Annotated in this window: 20 protein-coding genes and 1 tRNA gene; 6 read left to right on the top strand and 15 right to left on the bottom strand. The window is 49.8% G+C overall.

What is annotated here, in order from left to right; genetic code table 11:
- Nucleotides 1–7: 7 nt before the first annotated feature.
- The 4 genes from AC53GJ_RS10705 to htpX all read right to left on the bottom strand — a co-directional run bounded on the left by AC53GJ_RS10705 (nt 8) and on the right by htpX (nt 5313).
- Entirely contained in the window at nt 8–241 is a 234-nt protein-coding gene (locus tag AC53GJ_RS10705) for a TIGR02647 family protein (protein ID WP_496732666.1), read from the bottom strand.
- Between the two features lie 84 nt (nt 242–325).
- Complete coding sequence (locus AC53GJ_RS10700) at nt 326–883, bottom strand: lipid-binding SYLF domain-containing protein (RefSeq protein ID WP_496732665.1); 558 nt, start codon at nt 881–883, stop codon at nt 326–328.
- A 4-nt stretch (nt 884–887) separates the two neighbouring features.
- The gene (locus AC53GJ_RS10695; RefSeq protein ID WP_496732664.1) at nt 888–4145 is read right to left on the bottom strand and encodes a S41 family peptidase; all 3258 of its coding nucleotides are present in this window, start codon (nt 4143–4145) and stop codon (nt 888–890) included.
- A 295-nt stretch (nt 4146–4440) separates the two neighbouring features.
- The gene (gene htpX / locus AC53GJ_RS10690; RefSeq protein WP_496732663.1) at nt 4441–5313 is read right to left on the bottom strand and encodes a protease HtpX; all 873 of its coding nucleotides are present in this window, start codon (nt 5311–5313) and stop codon (nt 4441–4443) included.
- A 200-nt stretch (nt 5314–5513) separates the two neighbouring features.
- Here htpX and pepE point away from each other — a divergent pair, with 200 nt between their 5' ends.
- Entirely contained in the window at nt 5514–6212 is a 699-nt protein-coding gene (pepE, locus tag AC53GJ_RS10685; RefSeq protein WP_496732662.1) for a dipeptidase PepE, read from the top strand.
- A 75-nt stretch (nt 6213–6287) separates the two neighbouring features.
- Here pepE and bioD read toward each other — a convergent pair whose 3' ends face one another.
- The 4 genes from bioD to bioB form a co-directional block, all read right to left on the bottom strand.
- Nucleotides 6288–6989, bottom strand: a complete 702-nt coding sequence (bioD, locus tag AC53GJ_RS10680) for a dethiobiotin synthase (RefSeq protein WP_496732661.1) — start codon at nt 6987–6989, stop codon at nt 6288–6290.
- Nucleotides 6990–7057: 68 nt separating this feature from the next.
- Entirely contained in the window at nt 7058–7852 is a 795-nt protein-coding gene (gene bioC, locus AC53GJ_RS10675; RefSeq protein WP_496732660.1) for a malonyl-ACP O-methyltransferase BioC, read from the bottom strand.
- Nucleotides 7849–9000, bottom strand: coding sequence for an aminotransferase class I/II-fold pyridoxal phosphate-dependent enzyme (locus tag AC53GJ_RS10670; protein WP_496732659.1), 1152 nt, complete (start codon nt 8998–9000; stop codon nt 7849–7851). The genes bioC and AC53GJ_RS10670 overlap by 4 nt, the downstream gene beginning before the upstream one ends.
- Nucleotides 9000–10043, bottom strand: a complete 1044-nt coding sequence (bioB, locus tag AC53GJ_RS10665) for a biotin synthase BioB (RefSeq protein ID WP_496732658.1) — start codon at nt 10041–10043, stop codon at nt 9000–9002. The genes AC53GJ_RS10670 and bioB overlap by 1 nt, the downstream gene beginning before the upstream one ends.
- Nucleotides 10044–10197: 154 nt before the next feature.
- Between bioB and bioA the strand changes: the two genes are divergently transcribed.
- Nucleotides 10198–11490, top strand: coding sequence for an adenosylmethionine--8-amino-7-oxononanoate transaminase (gene bioA, locus AC53GJ_RS10660; RefSeq protein ID WP_496732657.1), 1293 nt, complete (start codon nt 10198–10200; stop codon nt 11488–11490).
- 288 nt (nt 11491–11778) lie between these two features.
- Here the strand turns inward: bioA and AC53GJ_RS10655 are convergent, their stop codons facing one another.
- Together AC53GJ_RS10655 and AC53GJ_RS10650 are read right to left on the bottom strand one after the other, a co-directional pair.
- Nucleotides 11779–12102 carry a hypothetical protein gene (locus AC53GJ_RS10655; RefSeq protein WP_496732656.1) on the bottom strand — a complete coding sequence of 108 codons (324 nt, stop codon included), beginning with the start codon at nt 12100–12102 and terminating at the stop codon, nt 11779–11781.
- Nucleotides 12103–12172: 70 nt separating this feature from the next.
- The gene (locus AC53GJ_RS10650) at nt 12173–12547 is read right to left on the bottom strand and encodes a hypothetical protein (protein ID WP_496732655.1); all 375 of its coding nucleotides are present in this window, start codon (nt 12545–12547) and stop codon (nt 12173–12175) included.
- Between the two features lie 106 nt (nt 12548–12653).
- Here AC53GJ_RS10650 and asnS point away from each other — a divergent pair, with 106 nt between their 5' ends.
- On the top strand, nt 12654–14054 hold the full coding sequence (asnS, locus tag AC53GJ_RS10645) for an asparagine--tRNA ligase (protein WP_496732654.1): 1401 nt from the start codon (nt 12654–12656) through the stop codon (nt 14052–14054).
- 77 nt (nt 14055–14131) lie between these two features.
- Here the strand turns inward: asnS and AC53GJ_RS10640 are convergent, their stop codons facing one another.
- The 4 genes from AC53GJ_RS10640 to AC53GJ_RS10625 form a co-directional block, all read right to left on the bottom strand.
- Complete coding sequence (locus AC53GJ_RS10640; RefSeq protein ID WP_496732653.1) at nt 14132–14695, bottom strand: NAD(P)H nitroreductase; 564 nt, start codon at nt 14693–14695, stop codon at nt 14132–14134.
- A gap of 139 nt (nt 14696–14834) precedes the next feature.
- Nucleotides 14835–16247, bottom strand: coding sequence for a glycogen synthase (locus AC53GJ_RS10635; protein ID WP_496732652.1), 1413 nt, complete (start codon nt 16245–16247; stop codon nt 14835–14837).
- A gap of 83 nt (nt 16248–16330) precedes the next feature.
- On the bottom strand, nt 16331–17563 hold the full coding sequence (gene glgC, locus AC53GJ_RS10630) for a glucose-1-phosphate adenylyltransferase (protein WP_496732651.1): 1233 nt from the start codon (nt 17561–17563) through the stop codon (nt 16331–16333).
- A gap of 713 nt (nt 17564–18276) precedes the next feature.
- Complete coding sequence (locus AC53GJ_RS10625) at nt 18277–20295, bottom strand: oxidoreductase (protein WP_496732650.1); 2019 nt, start codon at nt 20293–20295, stop codon at nt 18277–18279.
- A gap of 156 nt (nt 20296–20451) precedes the next feature.
- Between AC53GJ_RS10625 and sppA the strand changes: the two genes are divergently transcribed.
- Nucleotides 20452–22332 (top strand): signal peptide peptidase SppA, encoded by a 1881-nt coding sequence (sppA, locus tag AC53GJ_RS10620; protein ID WP_496732649.1) that lies wholly within the window; start codon nt 20452–20454, stop codon nt 22330–22332.
- A gap of 151 nt (nt 22333–22483) precedes the next feature.
- Here sppA and AC53GJ_RS10615 read toward each other — a convergent pair.
- A tRNA-Ser gene (locus tag AC53GJ_RS10615) sits at nt 22484–22574 on the bottom strand.
- 230 nt (nt 22575–22804) lie between these two features.
- Here AC53GJ_RS10615 and AC53GJ_RS10610 point away from each other — a divergent pair.
- Together AC53GJ_RS10610 and AC53GJ_RS10605 are read left to right on the top strand one after the other, a co-directional pair.
- On the top strand, nt 22805–23470 hold the full coding sequence (locus tag AC53GJ_RS10610) for a Bax inhibitor-1/YccA family protein (RefSeq protein ID WP_496732648.1): 666 nt from the start codon (nt 22805–22807) through the stop codon (nt 23468–23470).
- A gap of 100 nt (nt 23471–23570) precedes the next feature.
- The gene (locus AC53GJ_RS10605; RefSeq protein ID WP_496732647.1) at nt 23571–23933 is read left to right on the top strand and encodes a DsrE family protein; all 363 of its coding nucleotides are present in this window, start codon (nt 23571–23573) and stop codon (nt 23931–23933) included.
- Nucleotides 23934–23942: the final 9 nt, after the last annotated feature.

The raw sequence follows: 23942 nt of genomic DNA, 5'->3' as shown, positions 1-23942 counted from the left end.
AACAGCGTTAAGCCGTCAAAATTCGCAAAGCTGCCTGAATATGTTCAGCACAATGCCGGCCCAAATCGGTCAGATAACCGCCATCAGGTTGCGTCAGTAAGCCTTTTTGATGCAGCCTGGCGATAGCAGCCAAACTTTGTGGATCTGCCGTTTTGTGCGCTTTTATCCCCTCCAGACTACTGTCTAAATTAAACAGATTTAAAATTTTAATTTCATCATTTAACTCGGCATTCACTGGCATAATCATTCCTTCTGCAACATACCCAACAACCATAGCCCTGGTTGGCCTGATGCGCCAACCCAATACCACGGCATTTATCCTCAGTTAGTTCAGACTGGCATCTCGCCAGAACTTCGTCCCTTTAATCGTTGCCTGCAGCGCCAGCCCCGACTCAGTGAGCTGATAAATGGTAATATTATCAACGGTAATTTCCCCACCGATGGCATCCCCTTTATCATTCGACTTGGCGGCTGCATCAACCTGACCACCGAAAGCCCAGCCGTCATTGACAAAACGTTGCAGCGCCTTATGGGTATGAAAGACAAAGACCAGCCGGTAATCTTTGGCCCCTAAACCAAGGCCTAAACCGATTTCGCCCATTTTCATGTAGGTGACAGCACCACTGTTGCTGTGCACGACGCCATAACCACCCCCTGCACTGGCAAACAGCAGGTTGACATTGGCATTACTAAACACCGCGTAACCGGCAGAACGTTCAATAGTATCAGCAGCATAAGGTTTTTCTTTGTAAAGTGCATTCAGGGTATTGGCCCGCATCGCTTCAATGCTCTGACGTTGTTTATCGACTGTTTTGCCCTGATGACTGGCGCAACCACTGAGGATAAGCAGCACCAGCAACATTGATCCGGCTAATAATTTCATCGGTTTATTCCTGTTGTTGTTTAGATGATGGCACAACATCGGCAGCTATGCCCTGACCAATCGGCTGTGCTTGCATTCTGACCGGCGGATTTTGTTTAAGTTGCTCAGTTAAATAAGAAATTGCCGCAGAAAGTTGGGCGTCAGCCCCATCAAAGCTCGCACGCGGGTAATTTTCGACCGCCAGATCCGGACTAACGCCCCGGCCTTCAATAACCCAACGTCCATCCATGGCAAATTGGGCCGTTTCCGCCACCCTCGCCACCCCATGATCACTAAGTAAATTAGCACCTGATAACCAAACACCTGCCCCCGCGGTCGGTTGACCAATCACAGTGGCCAGCCCCAGAGCTTTCACTCCGGCCGTGAAGGTTTCACCATCGGAATAGGTCAGTTGGTCGGCCAGTACCACCAATTTACCCTGGAAACTTTGCTGCATATTCGGATAAGCCTGACCCCGGATTGGTTGCCAGAAGGCCCAGGCCCGGCGCATTAGTTTTTCAATAATGATACTGTCAATGTTGCCACCACGATTGCGTCTGACATCAATGATCAAAGCAGGCTTTTCCAACTGGGCATAAAAGTCACGGACAAACACAGTTAAATCAGCCGCGGTCATGGCATTTAAGTGTAAATAACCAATTTGCTGCTGACTTTGTGACGCCACCTGGGCTTTGGTTATTTCAACCCAATGTTGATAACGCAGTTGTGCTTCCTGGGCCGGGCTGATGGCCTCGACCACGGTTTGATGGCTGCGACCATCACGCTGCAGTTGCAGCAACACTTGTTTATTTTGTTGCTGTAATAACGCCTGATTTAACTCGGCAATACTGCTGATACTGCGACCATTCACCGCCACAATACGATCCTGGTTTTGCACATCAGTACCGGCTTTAGCCAAAGGCCCGGCCAGTTGCGGTAATTCTGCATCAGTCTGATAAATCTGCTCGATCACCACCCCTTGTTGATCCTGGCTCAAGGCCGCACCCAAAGTTGCTTGCTGACCAGTTTCAGTGGCCTTGGCATATTCTCCACCGCGCACTTGAGAATGCAACGCATCAAGCTCACCAATCAGTTGTGCCAGCACGTCATCCAACTCATATCTGTCGGTCAGCCTAGCCAGTAATGGCTGATAATGCTGCCGCTGGGCTTGCCAATCGAGACCGCGCATCCTGGCATCAAATAATGAGTCGCGGTGCATGATCCAGGCATCGTTAAACATTTGCCGCCATTCAGTTTTTGGTTCCAGTTGCACACTGACAGCCTGAGTTGCCAGCATGTTATCGGCGGTGTTGGCCGGTGCTGTCGCAGTGGCGTCCAGCAGTAATAACTCGGTTTTATCGCCACTGCCTTTGTGCAGCAACAACTGACTGCCATTATTACTTAGCATCACGTCGCTGACATCGCGACTGAACAAATTGAGTTCTGCTTTACTGTTACCGATGGCGACTGACTTCAACTGACCGGGCTCGCCGTTGACTGAAGTTTCAAGTAAATAGATAAATTTGTCGTTTAACAATAGCTTAGCGTAATTCCCAGCCGGTAAAGGCAGCGGGTATAAGCTGCCAGGGAGCTGCGCCAGTGCTAAAGGTGCACCCGTTGCCTGGTCCGCGCTTAGTTCAGTGGCAGCAGCAAATGGTGATCTGAGTTTTGATTGCAATGGGATCGCATACACCAAAGCCCGTCGGTCAAAGGCTGGTCCCATATTGCGGTCGCCCCAGGGCGAGGCTGGTTCAGCAGTAAACTGCCGCTCGGAAATAAAATACAACCAATGGCCATCAGGACTAAAGGCCGGACTCCAGGATAGATAACTTTCACTGGTCAGCAGCTTACTTTGTTTATCCGCTAACCGGTACAAGCCAATACGACTGCGTTCAGCATCAACCGGGTGGTAAGTAAAGGCTAATTGCTGGCTATCAGCCGACCAGACCACATCGGTATAAGGCGTCAGGCCGCTGCCTTGTGACTGAATTTTTTCATTGCGGCCACTTTGTAAATCCAGTAACCAGAGTTGACCTTGTTTATCATCGTGCGCCAGATAACGGCCATCTGGTGAAGGATAAATGCCCCAGCGAAAAGTGCTGCCATCTTTGGTCAGTTGTTTCGCACTCTGACTACCGTCAGCGGCAAATTGCCACAGCTCATTTTCACCACTCTGATCGTTGATGGCGTAGACAAAACGGCCATCCGGACTTAACACTGCACTGCGGGAACGGCTACCGGCCGCGGTCGCGACATTGACAGCTCGCAGCGGCGGCTTGCCAACAACAGTCAGTTGCCCCCGCAGGGTCAGCACCGCTTTGTCGGCTGCACCAGCCAGGCTTACGGCGGTCAGATAAGTCAGCGGTTTATCCAGATAGCGGGTGCGCAGATAGGGAAAATCCGAACGCAGACTCACAGGTAACAATTGACTGTCTTTGCTGGTTAAATCCAGTCGGTGTATATCGGCACCCAGCTGATAAACAGCCTGATCACCATGCACCCGTAACGAACGTACCGAAAAATCCTGATGCGTGGTTAAGGCCTGCCCCCCACTGCCATCCAATTCCAGTTGCCAGATATTCGGCTGGCCATCCCGGTCACTGATCAGCAATATTTTATCGCGCCACAACTGTAACTGCCGCACTGATCCCTGGTGTGCGGCGGCCAGACGTTCAGCTTCCTGGCGACCATCGAGCCGGTAGCGCCATAGCTGACCCATAGCACCACCCCGGTATTGTCTGGCGTTGTCGCCGGTGACCTGCAAACCAAAACGGATGAAATAGACATACTCGCCTTTGCTATCGATGACGCCTTCGACCGCATCGGTTAAAGGGAAGGTGCGGTTTTGTAATGTCAGCGGATCGACAGTTTTCAACAGCCATTGATTGACGGGGCCAGCTTTGCTGTCGGTGCTGTAAAGGACTTCACCCTGCGCTGTCCAGCCCTGTAATCTGACTTTACTGTTTTCAAAGGTCAGTCGTTTTGGCTGACCACCCGCTTTGGCCAGCAAATAGACTTCGCTGATGCCAACATAATTAGCCTGATAAGCCAGATATTGCCCGTCAGCAGACCACTGTGCATTGATTTCTTCCGCTGGATGGGTGGTTAAACGTTCGGCGGGTTGCTTGCTCGCTAAGTCCTGCAGCCACAAATCACCTTCAGCAGTGAAGACCAGTTGCTCGCCATGCAGTGCCGGTGCACGGTAATATCCCTGACTGGCAGCGGCGACAGCCACTTGGCAACATAAACAACTGGCCAACAAACTAAGTCGAGCTTTGAACATGGTGATCTTCTCTTTTTATATTTGATTTCATCAACATAACAAAGAGTGAGCAGATTATGTACTCCAGGGCGTAAAAAAAACGGCAGATCACCTCAGGCACTGGTTTAGTGGCGGCGCTGAAGCTTAGATCGCCGCGTAGCTTAGTGCCCTAAAGCAGTCTGTAGTTTTCAGCAGCGATAAAAAAGACCGCGGTTGCGGTCTGAGGTTGGGAACTGAAATAAAAAAATATCTGGCAGCAACACCGGCCCAGTGCCTGAGTGGTTTATCAGCACCACATCAGACCTGGGTTTGCACTTTAAACTGCTTTTAACGCTGCAATGCGTTTTTCCAGCGGTGGATGGCTCATAAAGAGTTCAGAGGCCGCCGGTTTATTGGCAATACCAAAGGCCATCATCGAACCTTCTAACTGACTTTCATGGTTATTGCGCAATCTCTCCAGCGCAGCCACCATTTTATTGGCACCTACCAATTTGGCAGCTCCGGCATCAGCGCGATACTCACGCTGGCGGGAGAACCACATCACAATAACACTGGCCAGCACGCCAAAAATCATTTCCAGCACAAACACGGTAATCATGTAGGCAAAACCACCTTGCGCCGGTTCTTCACTATCGCTGCTGCGGGTGGCACTGGAAATAGCGCCGGCGATCAACCGCGCCATGAAAATAACAAAGGTATTGACCACACCCTGGATCAGCGTCAGGGTCACCATATCGCCATTGGCAATGTGGGATACCTCATGCGCCAATACAGCTTCAACTTCATCTTCACGCATATTGCGCAGCAGACCGGTACTGACCGCCACCAGGGCGTTATTCCGGTTCATACCGGTGGCAAAGGCATTCATTTCCGGCGAATCATAGATCGCTACTTCTGGCATACCAATGCCAGCTTGTTGCGCCTGACGTTTCACCGTGTTAAATAACCATTGTTCAGTGGCATTTTGTGGCCGTTCAATCACCACAGCGCCTGTCGAGCGTTTTGCCATCCATTTCGACATTGCCAGCGAGATCAGCGAGCCACCGAAACCAAACACGGCAGCCAGCGTTAATAATCCACCCATGCTGCGCCGATCAATGTCAAACACTGAAAACACGACACTGAGAACGATTGACAGTACCAGCATCACTGCTAAGTTCGTCAGTAAAAACAGCATTATACGTTTCATATTTACCTCATGATGACCAGAATTCAATGCCAGATCTGACTGCGTAGCTGACGATAGCACGCACAATCAAATCCGACTCCGTTACTATATGGGCATGCCGCCAGCTTTCAACACTGTCAGCAGCGTGATTTGTAACAAATCGTATCACACCAATGCTGCAAGTTACCGTACAATAACAACTTCAGGACAGGAGTTTACCGATGAAATTGTTATTACTCAGCTCATCCAGAGCTGGCAACAGCGACTATCTGGCACCGGGTTTACCCTTCATTGCCGATCAGCTTACGGGCATCAACCAGGTACTGTTTATTCCTTTTGCTGGCGTGAGCGTCAGTTACGATGGCTATCAGCAGATGGTTCAGTCTGCGCTGAGCCCGCTGGGTATTGAGGTGCAGAGTATTCACCAAATGGCAGACCCGCTGGGGGCTGTGCAACAGGCGAAGGCGATTATGGTCGGCGGCGGTAACACCTTTCAGTTGCTGCATCTGTTGTATCAACAGCAATTGCTGACGGCCATTCGCGACAAAGTTCAGCAGGGCACGCCTTATATCGGCTGGAGTGCCGGCTCCAATATTGCCGGTTTAACCATCCGCACCACCAATGATATGCCGATTGTACAACCAGCGTCATTTGAAGCATTGCAATTGTTGCCATGCCAATTGAATCCGCACTATACCGACTATAAACCGGCAGGATTTCATGGCGAAACCCGCGACATGCGACTGGCTGAGTTTATGCATCTGGAACCCAGTACGGCGATTATCGCCCTACCTGAAGGCAGTGCGTTACGGCGGGAGGCTGATAAGCTGACCTATCTCGGCCAAAGCGACGGATATTTATTTATCGGCGGCAGTAAAACTGCGATTTTACCTGGCGCGGATTTATCGGCATTTTTATAAAACCACAGGCCGTGCAAGCGAATGGTGCTGGCACGGCCAATGTTAATGCGAAGGTGCAATAGCTCCCACGCCTTTTTATTTCAGCAGTGACTCAACTGCTGTTGCCAATTGCAGCGCTTCGGCCGGCACCGCTGTTGCTGTGGTAACGCCTTGTATTTGCAAAGGCTGATAAGGCAAGATAGCGAGTCTGGGCCAAGGCAGTCTTTGGCTCAAATCGGCAATATTTTCATCCAGCAATAACATCTTTGGATCGACGCAATTGGCAATCCAGCCCAGCACCGTCCCCCCTGATCTTTGTAGCTCTCTGGCCGTTAGCATGGCATGGTTTAAACAGCCGAGTTTCATGCCGACCACCAAAATAACCGGCAACTGCCGGGCTATCACCCAATCAGCCAGGTAGACTTGTTCTGACAAGGGCAATAACCAGCCACCAGCGCCTTCAATCAGACATAGATCTGGTGCTATGTGATTGGCTTGCGCCAACTGTTGATCCAGCACAGCCCCATCCAGCTGTACACCGGTAAGTTTTGCCGCCAGATGAGGCGCCACCGGTGGTGTCAGCAATAATGGATTGATGAAGTTATAGTCGGGGGCTCCATCCGAGATGGCTTGCAAAATTTTAGCATCGGCATTCAAACCATCGGCATCAACACCAGCTGCGATTGGCTTTAATCCAAGCACTTTTTTGCCATGGGCTTTAAACCCTTGCAGCAATAACCGACTGACATAGGTTTTACCCGCGTCGGTATCAGTGGCCGTAATAAAAACTGAATACATCAAAACTCCTGTTCAGATTGGGCAAATGATCTTGGCAGCACAATAGCAGCGCATTGGAATGGGCGGCTTCAGACCAGCAGCCCGGTTGTTTTCACCGCCTGCAGCTGCAACACCTGATAACTGAGTGGCAGTCCTTGCGGGCAGCGGAATTGTTCATAAGCTGCGGCGAATTGCTGCCAACGTTGCTTGCCGGTCAGGCCAGGCTGGCGCCCAGCCACATAATTAGCACCGATCTGCTGAAAACTGCGGGCCAGGCTAAATACATCCGGATAAAACAGCTGATACTGCTGTACCTGATACGTCTGCGTCAGTGCGGGCTGCTGTAGTTGCGGTAATAACGCATCAACTGGCAAAAACGTCAGTTGATGCGGTTGCTTATCAACTGTGGCCCAGCTGTGGCTGAATTCTGCCAGTGAGCCTGCAACTAAAGTCGTCAGCAGCAAGCGGCCGCCAGGTTTTAATAGCCGGCTGATTTCTGCCAGCACGGCCGCCGGCTCTGGGCACCACTGCAACATCAGACTGCTAAACACCAGATCAACACTTTCATCAGGCAGCGGTAAGGCACTGGCATCGGCCTGAAAAAATTGACTGGCGGCGCCAATTTGCCTGGCTTGCTGCAGCATGGCCGCACTTAAATCAGCCGCCCACAGGTTTTGACAATGGCGGGCCAGGGTCGGCTGCAGCCAGCCGGGTCCGCAGCCCAAATCCAGTATCACCGGCACATATGCGGGTAAAAGCTCAGCCAATTGCGATGCAACTTTTTGCTGCAAACTGGCGGCATTGAGATAACTAGCAGCACCTTTATCAAAATGTGCCGCAATCCGTGGCTGAGAGAGCAGCGTTTCGGCAAAACTAAGGCTCATAACAACGACCTTAAGGTAGCAAACAATAACTGCAGATCAGCCGGCTGATGCAGCGCTGATAAGGTGATCCTTAACCTGGCCTGATGGCGCGGTACCGTCGGTGCACGAATGGCACTGAGCCAGATCCCTGCAGTGGCCAATTCGGCACTCAGTTGTAATGCTTTATGACTGTCACCAATCAATAATGGCTGAATGGCGCTGTTGGAAGGCAACAAAGCGATGTCATAGTGTGCAGCAAGTTGCCGGCACAGCACAATGTTATCGCGCAATTGGTCACGCCGCCATTGCTGCTGCCGGCATAACAGGATACTTTGCCGCATCGCCACGGCCAGCGCCGGTGATAACGCCGTACTGTAGATAAAATGCCGGGCACTTTGCATCAGATAGTCGGCCACCAGGGTGCTACAGGCTAAAAATCCGCCCTGTCCACCCAGCGCTTTACCAAAATTGGCCATCAGACATTGCGCCGCGGCAGTGGCTATTCCCGCTGCGGCCAATGAGCCCGCGCCTTGCGCCCCAACAATACCAAGCCCGTGCGCATCATCAAGCAGGAATGGCACCTGTGCGGCCTGACATAAAGCCGCCAGCGCCGCTAAATCCGGGCTATCGCCATCCATGCTGAACACCCCTTCGGTGGCCACCACAGCTGGCGTTGTTTGGTGCGACAGTAGTTTTTGTAACGAGGACAGATCATTATGCAAATACCTTTTATAACCACCTGGCAATTGCAACGCAGCGTCTATCATCGAGGCATGACTGAGCTTGTCCAGCAGCAGACATTCATCAGCAGCCACCAGCCCTAACAACATCGCCTGATTGGCAGCAAAGCCTGAGCTGAACAACAGCACAGCTTCAACATTCAACCAATCACAAATTTCAGCGCAAAGTTGCTGATGTGGCCGCTGCTGGCCACTGATCAGCGGCGAGCCGGTGCTGCCGACACCATAATCAGTCGCGCCCTGACAGAAAGCAGCCACCACGCTCGGATCTGTCGCCAGCCCAAGATAATCATTGCCAGAAAAATTCAGATATTCCCGGCCCTGAAAAGTTAACAGCCGCCCTTTGACCTGCTGCAACTGGGGTAACTGACGGAATAACCCGGCCTGCTGGCGTTCAGCCAGCCGGGCTTGCATCACTTCCTGCCGCATCAGCTGGCCGCGTGAAATAACGCTGGCGTCAATTGCTCAGCAATGGCATCGGCCATGGCCGCTTCATGTGCTTCGTCGGAGACGTCATGCCGCTGCTCTGGTTTTAAGCCAAGTTTGGCAAACAATTGCATATCGGCATCGGCTTCCGGATTTTCAGTCGTCAGCAGTTTGTCACCGTAAAAAATCGAGTTAGCGCCGGCCATAAAACACAAAGCCTGCATTTGTTCGTTCATCCGCGAGCGGCCGGCTGATAACCGGACATGGCTTTTTGGCAACATCAGACGTGCCACCGCAATAGTCCGGATAAACTCAAAGCCATCTAAATCTTCGACATTTTCCAGTGGAGTACCGGCAACTTTCACCAGCATATTAATAGGCACACTTTGTGGATGTTCTGGCAAATTAGCAATTTGCATCAACAGCGCTGAACGGTCGTTGGCGCTTTCGCCCATCCCCACAATACCGCCACAACATACTTTCATACCGGCATCCCGCACATGCGACAGGGTGTCTAATCTGTCCTGATAAGTACGGGTGGTAATGATTTCGCCATAAAACTCAGGCGAAGTATCGAGGTTATGGTTGTAAAAATCCAAACCGGCTTGCGCCAATTCACGGGCCTGACCCGCATCCAGTTTACCCAGCGTCATACAGGTTTCCAGCCCCATCGCCTTGACTCCTTTGACCATTTCCATGATGTAAGGCATGTCACGCTGCTTTGGATTACTCCAGGCGGCCCCCATACAAAAGCGACTGGCGCCTTTGTCTTTGGCCGCTTTGGCCTGGGTCAGTACTTTTTCGACTTCCAGCAGCCGTTCCCGCTCTAGGCCGGTATTATAATGACCACTTTGCGGGCAATATTTACAATCTTCGGCACAGGCACCGGTTTTGATTGATAACAAGGTGCTGACTTGCACTTCTTGTGGATTAAAGTTGGCTCTGTGGGTCAGTTGCGCCTGAAACATCAACTCGTTAAATGGCAACGCAAACAGCGCGTTGACTTCGGTTAAGGTCCAGTTGTGACGCACTTCAGAATAAGACATAAATTTCCCTGCAGCTGAAATCAGCATTGTAGTTCTGACATTTTGTCGCTAGTCTAGCCGCCTGCCCTTTGAAGTCAACGCCAACCAGTTGCGCAGGTTTACCATTGCACAATATTTAAGCGTTACTGTTGCAATAACCTTTACTGAGTCCCCTATGGCAATAGATCTGGAATTTGATCGCCAGCATATCTGGCACCCTTACACCTCATTGCAACAGCCGTTACCGGTCTATCCGATCAGCAGAGCTGATGGCTGTTTGCTGTATTTAGAAGATGGCCGCAGTTTAATTGATGGCACTGCCAGTTGGTGGTCGGCAGCGCACGGTTATAACCATCCAGTGCTGAACGCGGCTATTACCGATCAGCTCAGCCGAATGAGCCATGTGATGTTTGGCGGCATTGTGCATCAGCCGGCGGTCAATCTGGCGCAGTTATTACTGCAGATGGCGCCAGTGGATTTGACTAAAGTGTTTTTTGCTGACAGTGGCTCTATTGCGGTGGAAGTTGCGTTGAAAATGGCACTGCAATACTGGTTAACACAGCAACCGGAAAAACAGAAAATATTAAGCCTGTCAAAAGCTTATCATGGTGATACCTTTGCAGCGATGGCGGTCTGCGATCCCCATGATGGCATGCATCAGATGTTTCGCAGTCAACTGACGCCGCATTTGTTTGCGCCGGCGCCGCAAAGTAAGTTTGATGCTGAGTTCCTTGCTGCTGATGCACTGGCTCTGGAGAGCTTGTTCGCCCAGCATCATCAGAAATTGGCTGCGATGATTGTCGAGCCTATAGTGCAAGGGGCTGGCGGCATGCGGTTTTATCACCCTGACTATCTGGCCTTATGCCGTCGTTTGTGTGATCAGTATGATGTGCTGCTGATTGTGGATGAGATCGCCACCGGTTTTGGCCGGACCGGCAAATTATTTGCCTGTGAACATGCCGCCATCAGCCCGGATATTCTTTGTGTCGGTAAAGCCCTGAGTGGCGGTTATCTGTCGCTGGGGGCAACCTTATGCAGTGACAAAGTCGCCAATGGCATTATCGGTGCTTTGATGCATGGCCCCACCTTTATGGCCAACCCGCTGGCCTGTAGTGTCGCCTGCGCCAGCTTGCAACTCATTGCCCACGGGCAATGGCCCTCACAGGTTGCAGCCATAGCGCAGCAACTCGAAGCTGAATTGAGTCCGGCCCGGCAATTGCCGCAGGTTGCAGACGTGCGGGTGTTGGGAGCCATTGGCGTCATTGAGCTAAAGGAAAATGTTGATGTGGCGCTTTGTCAGCGTTTGTTTGTAGAACTTGGTGTGTGGATCCGGCCTTTTGGTAAACTGCTCTATCTGATGCCGCCTTTTATCATCAGTCCAGACCAACTCAGCCAATTAACGTCTGCCCTGCTGCAAGTGTGCCAGCAAGACATTTTCAGCCGGCAAATGCCATTACCAGGCGCCTGAAGCCGGCTCGACAGTCTGGCTGTGAACACGCAGCCAGACTGTATCAGCATGCGGCAAGAGCCGGATCTCAAGCCTTACACCAGATAGCTACCTAGAGCACCGATCAGTTCAAAAAGCGAGCAGCAGAGCTGACGGAAAAACTCGCAGGCAAGGCGGGAAATTGAGCAATAGTCATTCTATTGCGCAATTTGCCCAACGCCGGATGCGTGCTTTTCCGGCGCTCCCGCAGGGCCGGGGCAAAACATCCTCATACGGCGTTAAATTCCTTCGGTTTAGTTCACTAAACCTTCAGACATTTGCCTTGTCTGAGTGCTGTTTTGCCCACGGCTGCTGCCGCTTTTTTAAACTGTTCGGTGCTCTAGTGGCCGCAGGTTTTTCGACCGGTAATGCCTGCTGCCTGGCCTTCTCAATAGCAGCATCTAATTTTTGCACTGTTGGATCTGCTTGCTTGAAGGGATCAGGCCGCGCCGATTTCTCTTGTTCTTCAGCTATTTTATTTTGCAAATATAAACCCGTTGCCACTGCTGATGTTGCATCAATCACATCATTACCGGTTTGCACCTGAACACACCCCGTTAACAGCAACACCAAAACAGCACACAGACCCCGCATAACAGCACCTTTTATTGATAAAAATGCAACATTAATCTATTGAAACTGAACTGAAACTGAAGGCAACCAGCTAAACCACCTGGTAGAGGTACACCAACATGACAGCAGACACCAACAGCAAGACCACCAGGTTATAACGCAGTCGATCACCGGCACGGCGCAGTCTGGCGCGATTGAGCAATAAACTTAACAAACTGATGCCACAGCACCACCAGAGCAAATACACCAATTGGGGTGTCAGTTCCGGATGCCAATATTCACGCACTTGAATACCCCAGTATTTCACCAAACCAGATTTAAATTCAGGTTTAGCCATATGCCCGAAGCCAAGCGCAATGACAAAGACCACCCAGCCAGCAATAGAGAGCAAACTCAGGCTATGCAATAACCAATCTGGACCTTTTCGCCGGTTTGGGCGCTGTGGCGGTGAATTTTGCTCAGTCAAAACAGGCTTCCTGTGATTTTTTACTTGTGTTGAAACGCGGCCTGCGTATGATTACACCTCTTATCGGATTTTCAAACCTTTTCAGATAGCAAGTTGGAGCAATTGCATGACCCATGCAGTGATTAAAGAAGTTTTAGCCGGCAAATATGCAGTCGGCGACCAGGTAACCGTAAAAGGCTGGATCCGTACCCGCCGTGATTCTAAAGCCGGTATTTCATTTCTCGCCGTACATGACGGCAGCTGTTTTGATGCACTGCAAGCCGTCGCTCCGGCTGAACTGAATAATTACGAATCAGAAATTAAACGCCTGACCACCGCCTGCTCTGTGATTGTCAGCGGTACTATCGCCCGTTCTGAAGGTCAGGGCCAGGCTTTTGAGATCCAGGCCAGTAGCGTCGAAGTGGTCGGCTGGGTGGAAAACCCGGATACTTATCCAATGGCTCCTAAACGCCATTCGATGGAATACCTGCGCGAACAGGCGCATTTGCGCTCGCGCACCAATATGGTTGGCGCTATCACCCGCGTCCGTCATTGTCTAGCTCAAGCTATCCATCGTTTTTTCCATGAACGTGGTTTTTACTGGATAAGCACCCCAATTATCACAGGTGCTGATGCTGAAGGTGCCGGCGAAATGTTCCGCGTCAGTACCTTAGATCTGGAAAATTTGCCACGGGATGACAAAGGCCATATTGACTACAAACAAGATTTCTTCGGCAAAGAGACTTTCCTGACAGTGTCAGGTCAGTTGAACGTAGAAACCTATGCTTGCGCCCTGTCCAATGTCTATACCTTCGGTCCGACCTTCCGGGCAGAAAATTCGAATACCACCCGTCACTTAGCAGAGTTCTGGATGATTGAACCAGAAGTTGCCTTTGCCGAGTTAAAAGATGTGGCGCAACTGGCCGAAGACATGCTGAAGTTTGTATTCCAGGCCGTACTGGCAGAACGTGCTGACGACATGGCATTTTTTGCTGAGCGGGTCGACGATAAAGCCATCAGCCGGTTACAGGATATTATCAACTCCAGCTTTGTGCGGATGGATTACACCGAAGCTGTGGAAATTTTGCAAAATTGCGGTAAGAAATTCGAATACCCGGTGCAATGGGGTGTCGATTTACAGTCTGAGCACGAACGTTATCTGGCCGAAGTCCATGTCGGTGCCCCGGTGATCCTGCAAAATTATCCAAAAGACATCAAAGCCTTTTATATGCGGATGAACGAAGACGGTAAAACTGTGGCAGCCATGGATATTCTGGCACCAGGCATCGGTGAAATTATTGGCGGTTCGCAGCGGGAAGAACGACTGGAACACCTGGATGCACGGATGGATGCCATGGGTCTGAATAAAGAAGACTACAGCTGGTACCGTGATCTGCGCCGTTATGGCACTGTGCCGCATGCTGGTTTTGGCTTAGGTTTTGAACGACTGGTGTCTTATGTCACTGGTGTTGGTAACGTCCGCGATGTGATTGCTTTCCCACGCACACCGGGCAATGCCGACTTCTGATTTTTTTAAGCTTTCGAATCTAAAAGCCATCTTCTGATGGCTTTTAATATTTATCTGCCGGTGTTCAGCCCAGCTGGCTATTGACTAAAGTCAGAGAAAAAGTCTGCACTGTCCACTGCTTTACGCTCAGATGCTTCTGCAACGCAAGTCCCCAGATACAGATAACCGACAATTTCATCATCCTCACCCAGCCCTAGGGTTTGTTTAACAAACTCATACTGGGTATAAGCACCTGTGCGCCAAATACCGCCAAAACCTAAGGCAAAGGCCGCTTGTTGCATGGCCATCACAGCGCAAGCTGCAGACTGCACCTGCTCCTGTACCGGCACTTTGTGATGTTCAGTGCATTTAGCAATACAGGCAATCACCATAGGTGCCCGCAATGGTAACTGCCGCGCCCGTTCCAGCAGTTCATTAGCGATCGAAGGATCATCTTCCACCGCCGCTTCTGCAAAAATATCGCCGAGTTTGGACAGTGCGGCTTTGCCATTAAAAATAACAAAACGCCATGGTTTTAATGCACCATGATCCGGTACCCTTAACGCTGCTTGTTTAATGATTTCTAAGGCTTCGCCAGCCGGTGCCGGTTCAGTCAAACGAGAAGAAGAATATCGCGTGGTTAATAAGGTAATCGCATCCATAAAGTCAGCCCTTGAAAAAAGTCCTGATAAGGCTAGCAAACAAAGTGAAAGGCAGACAACAGTTTTCGCATGTTGCTGCCCCGATTGCTGTATCTATGGACAAAGCTGACGCGCAGCTACCCGCAGAAATGACCACAGCTCAGGCCTGAAGACGGTGGTATAGCTGCAGGTATTGGCTGGCTGACGCTTGCCAGCTAAACACTTGTTGCATGCCACGCTGTTGCACCAGCCGGTATTGTGCCGGATCAGCATACAACTGCTCAGCTTGTTGTAATGCCGCCAATAAAGCCGGCACTTCGGCTTCGTCAAAACGGATACCAGTCGCATCACCGGCCGGATATGCCACCACTGTATCTTTTAAACCACCGGTCGCTCTGACTAAAGGCACAGTGCCATAACGCAAACTGTAAATCTGGTTCAAACCACAAGGTTCAAATAAACTCGGCATCAGAAAAAAATCACCGGCCGCTTCCAGTTGATGGGATAACGCCTCGTCAAAGCCCTGAATAAAATGAAACTGGGCCGGAAAGTCAGCCATCAGCGCTAACAGCGGCTGAATAAATTGCTGCTCGCCAGTTCCCATCATCAGTACTCTGGCCTGGGTGCTTGGTAGCCACTGCCGTAATGCTGGCAGCAACAGACTAAAACCTTTTTGTCCGGTAACCCGACTAACGGCCACAAATAAGGCTTGACGTTGAGTTTGCCAGCCAACCCGTTGTAACAAGCTGGTTTTACAACCAGCTTTACCGGTTAGATCGCCGCTATGATAATTGTGACTGAGCATCGGATCTGTGATTGGATCCCAGCGCTGATAGTCACAACCATTTAAAATACCGACAAAATCTGCCTGTCTTGCTTGATATAACGCGCTGAGGCCATTGGCGGCCGGTTCAGATAACAACTCCTCCCGATAGCCCTGACTGACGGTATTGAGCGCCGCCGCTTGCCATACGCCAATACCGAGCAGGCTCAGCGGGGCATCTGGTGGTACATCAGCCTGGCTGAGCCCAAGCAGGCCCAGTTCATGTTGGCCAATCATTTGCTGGTAAGCTGCATTATGAATGCTCAGCACAAACCGGCTGTGCTGCAATTGGCCCTGCTGTTGCAATTGACGTAAATAGACAGCACCCAATGCACTTTGCCAGTCATGACCGTGAATAATGGCTGGAGCTTGCTGCCAGGTCGTCAAATATTGCAACGCAGCACGGCAGAAAAAAGCAAAACGCAGTGCGTTGTCTGAATAGCCATGCTCGCCATCATCATAAGGACGCGGCCGCTGAAAAAAATCATGATGCTCAATCAGCCCTATCTGCACCCCATCCAGTTGCAGATGCCTGATAGCACAACCATATCGCTGCTCTGCCAGCGGAAAATAAAGCGATTGCCATTCGGGTAACAACGCAGTCTGATAAAGACTGCCATAACGTGGCATCAACACTGTGACCTGATGGCCTTCAGCCAGCAAAGCCTGCGCCAAACCCCGGGTGGCATCGGCCAAGCCACCGGTTTTTAATAAACCTTCATATTCACTGCATAAAAAGACTATTTGCATCTGCAACCCGTTACTTCTTGCTGTCTCTGAGCGCTCCAGGCAAGTACGCTTGTTCAGCGTAAGTTGCCTGGATCTGGCATGGCTTAATCAAACCCGACCAGAGCACCTTTGGGGATCACCACCACGCCATCCGGCGACACATGGAAACGTTCACGATCCAATACCGGATCCTCGCCGATGATAGTCCCTGGCGCAATTTTGACATCTTTATCAATAATGGCACGGCGGATACGACAACCGCGGCCAATATCGTTATTGCCCATCAACACACTTTTTTCGATGTAGCCATGGCTGTGCACATGCACGTTATAGCCAAGGATCGAATGGTACACGATAGAACCACTGACAATACAACCAGCCGCCACCATAGAACTGATCGCCTGACCGGTCCTGTTGGCTTCATCATGGACAAATTTAGCTGGCGGCACCGGTGGCGTGTAACTGCGTAATGGCCAGTATTTGTTGTATAAATCAATAGGTGGCACCACCGAAATCAGATCCATGTTGGCTTCATAATAGGAGTCAATAGTCCCGACATCGCGCCAGTAACCCCAGGCAGCCTCTTTTTCACCACGAATAATATTGGTTGAAAAATCATAAACGTAGACATCACCTTGCGGAAACAGCTTTGGAATAATGTTGTGGCCGAAGTCATGTTTAGAATCAATTTCTTTTGCATCCTGTTCCAGCACATCCACCAGACAACGGGCTTCGAAAATATAATTGCCCATCGAAGCCAGCACAAAATCAGGCTTGCCGGGAATGGTTTTAGGATTTGATTTAGGTTTTTCTTCAAAACCGATCATTTTGCCAGTTGCATCGACTTCAATGACACCAAATTCATGTGCTTGCGACACTGGCACCGGAATGGCCGCCACCGTCAATTTGGCATCATGCTGGCGGTGAAAATCCAGCATTTGCCGCACATCCATTTTATAAATATGGTCACCGCCAAAGACACAAACATGTTCAGGGTCCAGGCCATGAATGAGATGCAGGTTCTGATACACTGCGTCGGCAGTGCCCAGATACCAGTGTTTTCCCGTTTGCATCTGTGCCGGGATGGGGTCAATAAACCTGTTCGTCAGGCCGGTAACACGCCAGGACCGACTTAAATGTTTCATCAGCGAATGCGATTTAAACTGAGTGATGACAAAAATTTGCAGTAAATCGGAATTGACAAAATTATTCAGTACAAAATCGATAATCCGGTAATTGCCACCAAATGGTACAGCAGGTTTAGCCCGGATCCCGGTCAGAGGAGCCAGTCTGGTGCCTTCCCCGCCAGCTAAAATCATTGTTAATACACCTGACATCTGAGACTCCCTGTTAATAAAGCATTTGATCAGCCCGGTGCATACCCTTAGTCGTTGAAGATGTGAGGTAATTGTTTGCAGTGACTTGCCGCAGTCAGATAGCAGCACTATGCTCCTGAAGCCTTACTCACTTGACGCTTACCCGAATCCTCAATGCTATTGGCTATAAAATCCGCTGCTGTCACTCAATCACTATGACTCTGAACCTTTACTGACCAAAACAGTACCCACTGCAAACAGCTGTTGACACTGATTGCAGCTGTACGAACCTAAGCAAAGGCGATACCATCCTGTGCGATCTTGAAAAATTTTCCAACCATGGTTGAAAAAACCACTTTTCTCAGATGGCAACCCTGCCAGATATTGCTGTCAAACCGCCGATTTACTGTGGCGAAACCATAGAGCCGGCGCTATGCTCCAGACGCAGACGACAACACTGTTGCAGGACAGCACCAGACAATTGTATGTCCATGGTATGGCAAAGGTATGACAGCGTGCGCCAGATTGGTGCAAAAACAACGGCTTGCACCAGAGCGGCACATGACAGCTTTGCCATACATTAAATAACGCCAAACGTGGTGAGCTGGCAAGTCAATTTGATCTTTTTCGGCAGAAAATTTAATCGCGGGTTTTGGAACGAGCTAAGGTGCAGTCAAACTCAATCAACTGCACCTATGGTGCAAAATTTGCAATCTCAGTCAGCGACTGAGCTGTCAGATGCTGGCAGCCAGTTCAGCCCCCTGCCGGATGGCTCTTTTGGCATCCAGTTCAGCAGCCACATCGGCGCCACCAATTAAATGTACTGAACAACCGGCAGCCAACAGTCCTTGCTGCAAAGCGCGCTGAGGCTCCTGACCGGCACAGATGATCACATGGTCGACATCCAGGCAACGTTGCTGGCCTTGAAAATCAACCCAGAGCCCTTCGTCGTCGACCCGAAGATACTGCGCGCCAGACAGCATATCAACGCCTTTTTTCTTTAATGACGCACGATGGATCCAGCCGGTCGTTTTACCAAGTCCGGCGCCGACTTTGCTGTTCTTGCGTTGTAACAGATAGACTTTACGCGCTGCGACAGCGGGTACCTGATCCGGTAATAATGCTCCCCTGCTCTGGTAATCCTGATCAATGCCCCAATCGCGTAACCAAGCTTCAGGTTGCATCGTTAAGGAATGCGGTTCTGTCAGATACTCTGCCACATCAAAACCAATACCACCGGCGCCGATAATGGCAACTTTCGCACCCACCTCGCGATGATCGCGTAAAACATCCAAATAACTCAACACTTTAGGGTGATCAAAACCCGGTAATGCCAGCGAACGCGGCACAATACCTGTCGCCAGTACAATTTCATCAAAACCTGCCTTGCTCAAGGATTCAACCGTTTGCAATGTGCCCAGTTGCAGTTTGACAGCATGCAATTGCAACATGCGGCCAAAATAACGCAATGTCTGTTCAAACTCTTCTTTACCAGGTACTTGTTTGGCGTAATTAAACTGACCACCGATCTGGCTGTTGGCATCAAATAAAGTCACCTGATGGCCACGCTGGGCGGCATACACACTAAAAGCCATGCCGGCCGGTCCAGCACCGACCACGGCAATTTTTTTCTGTCGTGCTGCTGGCTGGAAATTTAATTCAGTTTCATAACAAGCCCGCGGATTGACCAGACAACTGGCTCTTTTGTTTTGAAACACGTGATCAAGGCAGGCTTGGTTACAGGCGATACAGGTATTGATTTCATCTGCTTTCCCAGCCGCTGCTTTATTGACAAAATCGGGGTCGGCCAAAAAAGGTCTGGCCATACAGACTAAATCAGCTTGCCCGGCGGCCAGAATATCTTCCGCCACCTGCGGATCATTAATCCGATTGGTAGCGACCACCGGAATATTGACCTGCTGCTTTACCCGCGCGGTGATCCAACTGAATGCGGCTCTGGGCACCATAGTTCCTATAGTAGGGACTCTGGCTTCATGCCAGCCAATGCCGGTGTTAATCATGGTGGCACCTGCGGCTGCAACGGCTTTGGCTAGCGCCACCACTTCTTCATAGCTATTGCCATCCTCGACCAGGTCAAGCATAGATAAGCGATAGATAATAATAAATTTTTCGCCACAACGCTGTCGGACCTGGCGAATGGTTTCCAAGGCAAAACGACAGCGATTGTCAAAACTACCGCCCCATTCATCGGTGCGCTGATTGGTCCTTTGACAGATAAACTGATTAATCAGATAACCTTCAGATCCCATAATCTCCACACCATCATAACCGGCTTTTTGCGCCAGTCGGGCCGACGCGGCAAAGTCACTGATGGTGCTTCGTACCTGCCGTGAGGACAAAGCGGCAGGTTTAAACGGCGTTATAGGGGATTGAATTTTACTTGGTGCCACACTGAGCGGATGATAACCATAACGACCGGCATGTAATAACTGCAAACAAATTTTCGCATCATACTGGTGCACTGCGGCAGTGACTTGCTGGTGTTTCCAGCCTTGCCAGAACCAACTGAGCTGACTGCCAAATGGTACTAAATTACCACGAAAATTTGGACTGATACCCCCAGTAATAATTAAGCCAACTCCACCTTTGGCCCGTTCGGCATAAAATGCCGCTAGTTTGCGAAAGCCTTGTTTTTCTTCTTCTAAGCCCGTATGCATTGAACCCATCAGCACCCGGTTTTTTAACTGGGTAAAGCCTAAATCTAATGGTTGTAATAAATGAGGATAGGTCACGTTCGCCCCTCTGGTCATACCTGTTGAATGGTCTGACTTTAGCTGCTTTTGCTCAGACTGACAAGGAATATACATTTACTTACAAATTCCGTTTAAGTTTGCCGGGTAAATTCGTTATCTTACGAAGATATTTCTCATGTTAACGAAGGTTAAACTATGTCAGCAGCCCAACCTGGCTTGATCCGCCGCTTTTTTGGCTTCTTCGGTTCCGGCTTTAAATTCATCCGTAATCTGGTGCTCAACCTGGTTTTTTTAGTACTATTTGTTGGTTTTATCAGTGTCTTGTTGTCCGACGATGATGAGGTCACAGTGCCTGATACTGCCGCTTTGGTGTTGTCGCTCAAAGGTGATTTGGTTGAAGAAAAACGCTGGACTGATCCAGTCGAAGCCCTGCTCAATGAAAACGCCGGTGGCAGCAAACCAAAACCTGAAATGTTGGTCCGCGATGTAGTCAAAGTCATTGAGCACGCGGCAAAAGATAATAAAATCAAAGTAATTGTGCTTGATTTGGCCGATTTGGGATCTGCTTCACAAGATAAGTTAAAAGCTGTTGGCAGCGCGTTGGAAAAATTTAAAGCTGCAGAGAAAAAAGTGTTCGCCACAGGTGCATTTTATGCACAGAACCAATATTTCCTCGCCAGTTACGCTGATAATATCAACTTAAACCCACAAGGTGCTGTGTTACTGGAAGGTTATGGTTCTTATCCTATGTACTATAAAAGTGCGCTGGAAAAGCTGAAAATCAGTATGCATGTGTTTAAGGTCGGTACCTATAAATCAGCGGTTGAGCCATTCCTGCGCGACGATATGTCAGTAGAAGCGAAAGAAGCGAATGCGACCTGGTTAAATGAACTTTGGGGCGAATACAAGCAGCAGGTTGCTGAGCGCCGTGGTTTTGCCATCGATAATTTTGATGAGACTTTTGCCGGTTTATATCAGCGCGTGAATGCCGCTGATGGCGATCTGGCCAAGTATGCACTGGATGCCAAGTTTGTCGACAGTTTAAAAACAGCTGAACAATTCCGCCAGGACGTGATCGCGATTGTTGGCACTGACGCGGAAAATCAAACCTTTAACCAAATTAATTATCAGGACTATCAGCATCTGGTGATCCCAAAAATGCCGGTGGTGAATCCATTAACGGATAAAGTGGCATTGGTGATCGCCCGCGGCAATATTGTCGATGGTACCGCTAAAGCAGGCACTATCGGTGGTGACAGCACCGCCAAATTACTCCGTCGTGCCAGACTGGATGAAAAAGTCAAAGCAGTGGTGCTGCGAATTGACAGTGGCGGTGGCAGTGCTTTTGCTTCAGAAATCATTGCCGAAGAAGTGCGGTTATTAAAAGCGGCCGGCAAACCCGTGGTTGCCTCTATGGGTGCAGTCGCAGCGTCAGGCGGATACTGGATTGCCGCACCTGCCAATGAAATTTGGGCTTCGCCAACCACAATCACAGGTTCAATTGGCATTTTCTCGTTATTCTGGACGGCAGAAAACGTGATGGGTACCTTAGGTCTGAATGTCGATGGCGTTGGCACCACTGAATTAGCCGGTTTCTCAGCAGGCTTGCCCTTGTATAAAGGTTTACCTGCAGATGCGGAAAAACTATTACAACGCCTGATTGAGCGTGGTTATGATGAGTTTATTACTCATGTTGGTACCAGCCGTAATCTGGAGAAATCTGCGGTCGACAAAGTAGGCCAGGGGCGGGTTTGGACTGGCACAAAAGCACTGGAGTTTGGCTTAGTCGATAAATTAGGCACACTGGAAGATGCGATTGCCTCCGCTGCGGCCAAAGCCAGTCTGACTCAGTACGATGTCTGGGTGGTTGAACAGGAATTAACCCCGCAGGAGCAGGTGTTGAAACAAATGTTTGGCTCAGCCAAAGCGATGGGGTTATTACCGGCTGAGCACAGTACAGAACAACAACGAATTGGCAAGCTGGTGCAACAGTTTAATCAGCAACTGGCGCAGTTCAGTCAGTTTAATGATCCAAACGGCATCTATTCTTACTGCTTTACCTGCCAAATCGAATAATGACAGCTGCAGTATGTAAAAACCCGGCATAGCCGGGTTTTTACTTTTGCTCCGATATATCAAGAGCCTGACTTCAGATCAGCCTGTCGCTGCATATTGCTGTTATTGAACCAAAAAGCAAAAACCCGCAACAAGTGCGGGCTTTTAAAGGTGGCGGAGAGAAAGAGATTCGAACTCTTGAAGGGCTACTAACCCTCGCCGGTTTTCAAGACCGGTGCATTAAACCACTCTGCCATCTCTCCAATGCCGCGTATGATAATCAGATTTATGCAGAAAGGAAAGCATTTTTTTCGTTTTTAACGCATTGAATTACTTTATAAAGATGTTTTTTTCCGGTCGATTATTAAATCGGCGGCTTCGGTGTTTTTTTTATTCAAGCATGGGAATTTCTGTCAGCGCGGCACGTCAAAGCTACTGACAGCCTATTGATTAACTTGTATAGTTCACCAGACCTTAAAACACAGGAGTGAATATGTCTTATCAAAACCAACAGGTTTTCAGCACAGCTGATAGCCTCAGCATCAACAAAGTACTGAGAAATACCTATATGTTACTGGCCATGACACTGACATTCAGTGCTGTGACTGCCAGCATCGCCATGGCGTTAGATTTTAGTTCGTTAGTTGGTCTTGGTTTAGCCATTCTGGCCTTGGTGCTGGTATTTGTGGTGATGAAAACTGCAGACTCTGCTGCCGGTATTTTTTGGGTGTTTGCTTTTACTGGTGTAATGGGTGCCTCTATTGGCCCTATGCTGAATCGTTACGCTGGCATGGCCAACGGCCCGGAAATTATCATGCAGGCCTTTGGCGCGACGGCGCTGATTTTCTTCTCGTTATCAGCCTATACCCTGACCAGCAAAAAAGATTTTTCCTTCATGGGTAATTTCTTGTTTGTCGGTTTAATCCTGGCTGTAGTGGCGGGTCTGGCCAATCTCTTTTTCCAGATCCCGGCTTTGCATCTGGCTATTAATGCTGTGGTGGTGTTAATCATGTCCGGTTTTATTCTGTTTGATACCAGCCGTATCATCAATGGTGGTGAAACCAACTATATCCGCGCCACAGTGTCGTTATACCTGAACATCTTTAACCTGTTTACATCTTTACTGCAGCTGTTAGGTTTTATGAACAGTGATGACTAATCAGTTGCAGATAGACTGATTTAAGCTAAAATGCCCCGCTTGCGGGGCTTTTTTTATCACAGTCATGGCATGGCGGTATTGTTCGATTGAACGGAGTTTTATGGCAAGTTTTGCGCTTTATTTGCAGTCTGATACTTATGCCAGTCCGACGCTGGCATCCTGCCTGCGTTTTGCCAGAGCCGCATTAGCTTCTGGTCATCAGATTGATCATATTTTTCTTTATCAGGCTGCCGTTCAGGCTGTGGTTGCAGAGGCTGATTTACCAGCCGATGAACCGGACCAGGCGGGCGCTTTGGCCGAGTTTTGTCAGCAACAGCAGATCCCGTTGTTATATTGTGTAACAGCCGCAGAAAAACGTGGTTTTGCCAGCAGGCATCGACCGGCACGCGCTGGGTACACTGCAGCAGGACTGGCTGAATTTGCCATTCGGTTGGCGCAAGTGGATCGGTTGATCCAGTTTTAACGGCTCTGT

It is taken from the genome of Rheinheimera sp. B2H12, from assembly GCF_059620065.1.
The sequence above is the reverse complement of the archived record's forward strand: the minus strand, read 5'-3'. Positions and strand labels throughout refer to the sequence as shown.

What these genes read in the sequence shown, in the direction of transcription:
- AC53GJ_RS10705 (WP_496732666.1), bottom strand. Translation starts at nt 241, where the DNA reads ATGCCAGTGAATGCCGAGTTAAATGATGAAATTAAAATTTTAAATCTG.
- AC53GJ_RS10700 (WP_496732665.1), bottom strand. Translation starts at nt 883, where the DNA reads ATGAAATTATTAGCCGGATCAATGTTGCTGGTGCTGCTTATCCTCAGT.
- AC53GJ_RS10695 (WP_496732664.1), bottom strand. Translation starts at nt 4,145, where the DNA reads ATGTTCAAAGCTCGACTTAGTTTGTTGGCCAGTTGTTTATGTTGCCAA.
- htpX (WP_496732663.1), bottom strand. Translation starts at nt 5,313, where the DNA reads ATGAAACGTATAATGCTGTTTTTACTGACGAACTTAGCAGTGATGCTG.
- pepE (WP_496732662.1), top strand. Translation starts at nt 5,514, where the DNA reads ATGAAATTGTTATTACTCAGCTCATCCAGAGCTGGCAACAGCGACTAT.
- bioD (WP_496732661.1), bottom strand. Translation starts at nt 6,989, where the DNA reads ATGTATTCAGTTTTTATTACGGCCACTGATACCGACGCGGGTAAAACC.
- bioC (WP_496732660.1), bottom strand. Translation starts at nt 7,852, where the DNA reads ATGAGCCTTAGTTTTGCCGAAACGCTGCTCTCTCAGCCACGGATTGCG.
- AC53GJ_RS10670 (WP_496732659.1), bottom strand. Translation starts at nt 9,000, where the DNA reads ATGCGGCAGGAAGTGATGCAAGCCCGGCTGGCTGAACGCCAGCAGGCC.
- bioB (WP_496732658.1), bottom strand. Translation starts at nt 10,043, where the DNA reads ATGTCTTATTCTGAAGTGCGTCACAACTGGACCTTAACCGAAGTCAAC.
- bioA (WP_496732657.1), top strand. Translation starts at nt 10,198, where the DNA reads ATGGCAATAGATCTGGAATTTGATCGCCAGCATATCTGGCACCCTTAC.
- AC53GJ_RS10655 (WP_496732656.1), bottom strand. Translation starts at nt 12,102, where the DNA reads ATGCGGGGTCTGTGTGCTGTTTTGGTGTTGCTGTTAACGGGGTGTGTT.
- asnS (WP_496732654.1), top strand. Translation starts at nt 12,654, where the DNA reads ATGACCCATGCAGTGATTAAAGAAGTTTTAGCCGGCAAATATGCAGTC.
- AC53GJ_RS10640 (WP_496732653.1), bottom strand. Translation starts at nt 14,695, where the DNA reads ATGGATGCGATTACCTTATTAACCACGCGATATTCTTCTTCTCGTTTG.
- AC53GJ_RS10635 (WP_496732652.1), bottom strand. Translation starts at nt 16,247, where the DNA reads ATGCAAATAGTCTTTTTATGCAGTGAATATGAAGGTTTATTAAAAACC.
- glgC (WP_496732651.1), bottom strand. Translation starts at nt 17,563, where the DNA reads ATGTCAGGTGTATTAACAATGATTTTAGCTGGCGGGGAAGGCACCAGA.
- sppA (WP_496732649.1), top strand. Translation starts at nt 20,452, where the DNA reads ATGTCAGCAGCCCAACCTGGCTTGATCCGCCGCTTTTTTGGCTTCTTC.
- AC53GJ_RS10610 (WP_496732648.1), top strand. Translation starts at nt 22,805, where the DNA reads ATGTCTTATCAAAACCAACAGGTTTTCAGCACAGCTGATAGCCTCAGC.
- AC53GJ_RS10605 (WP_496732647.1), top strand. Translation starts at nt 23,571, where the DNA reads ATGGCAAGTTTTGCGCTTTATTTGCAGTCTGATACTTATGCCAGTCCG.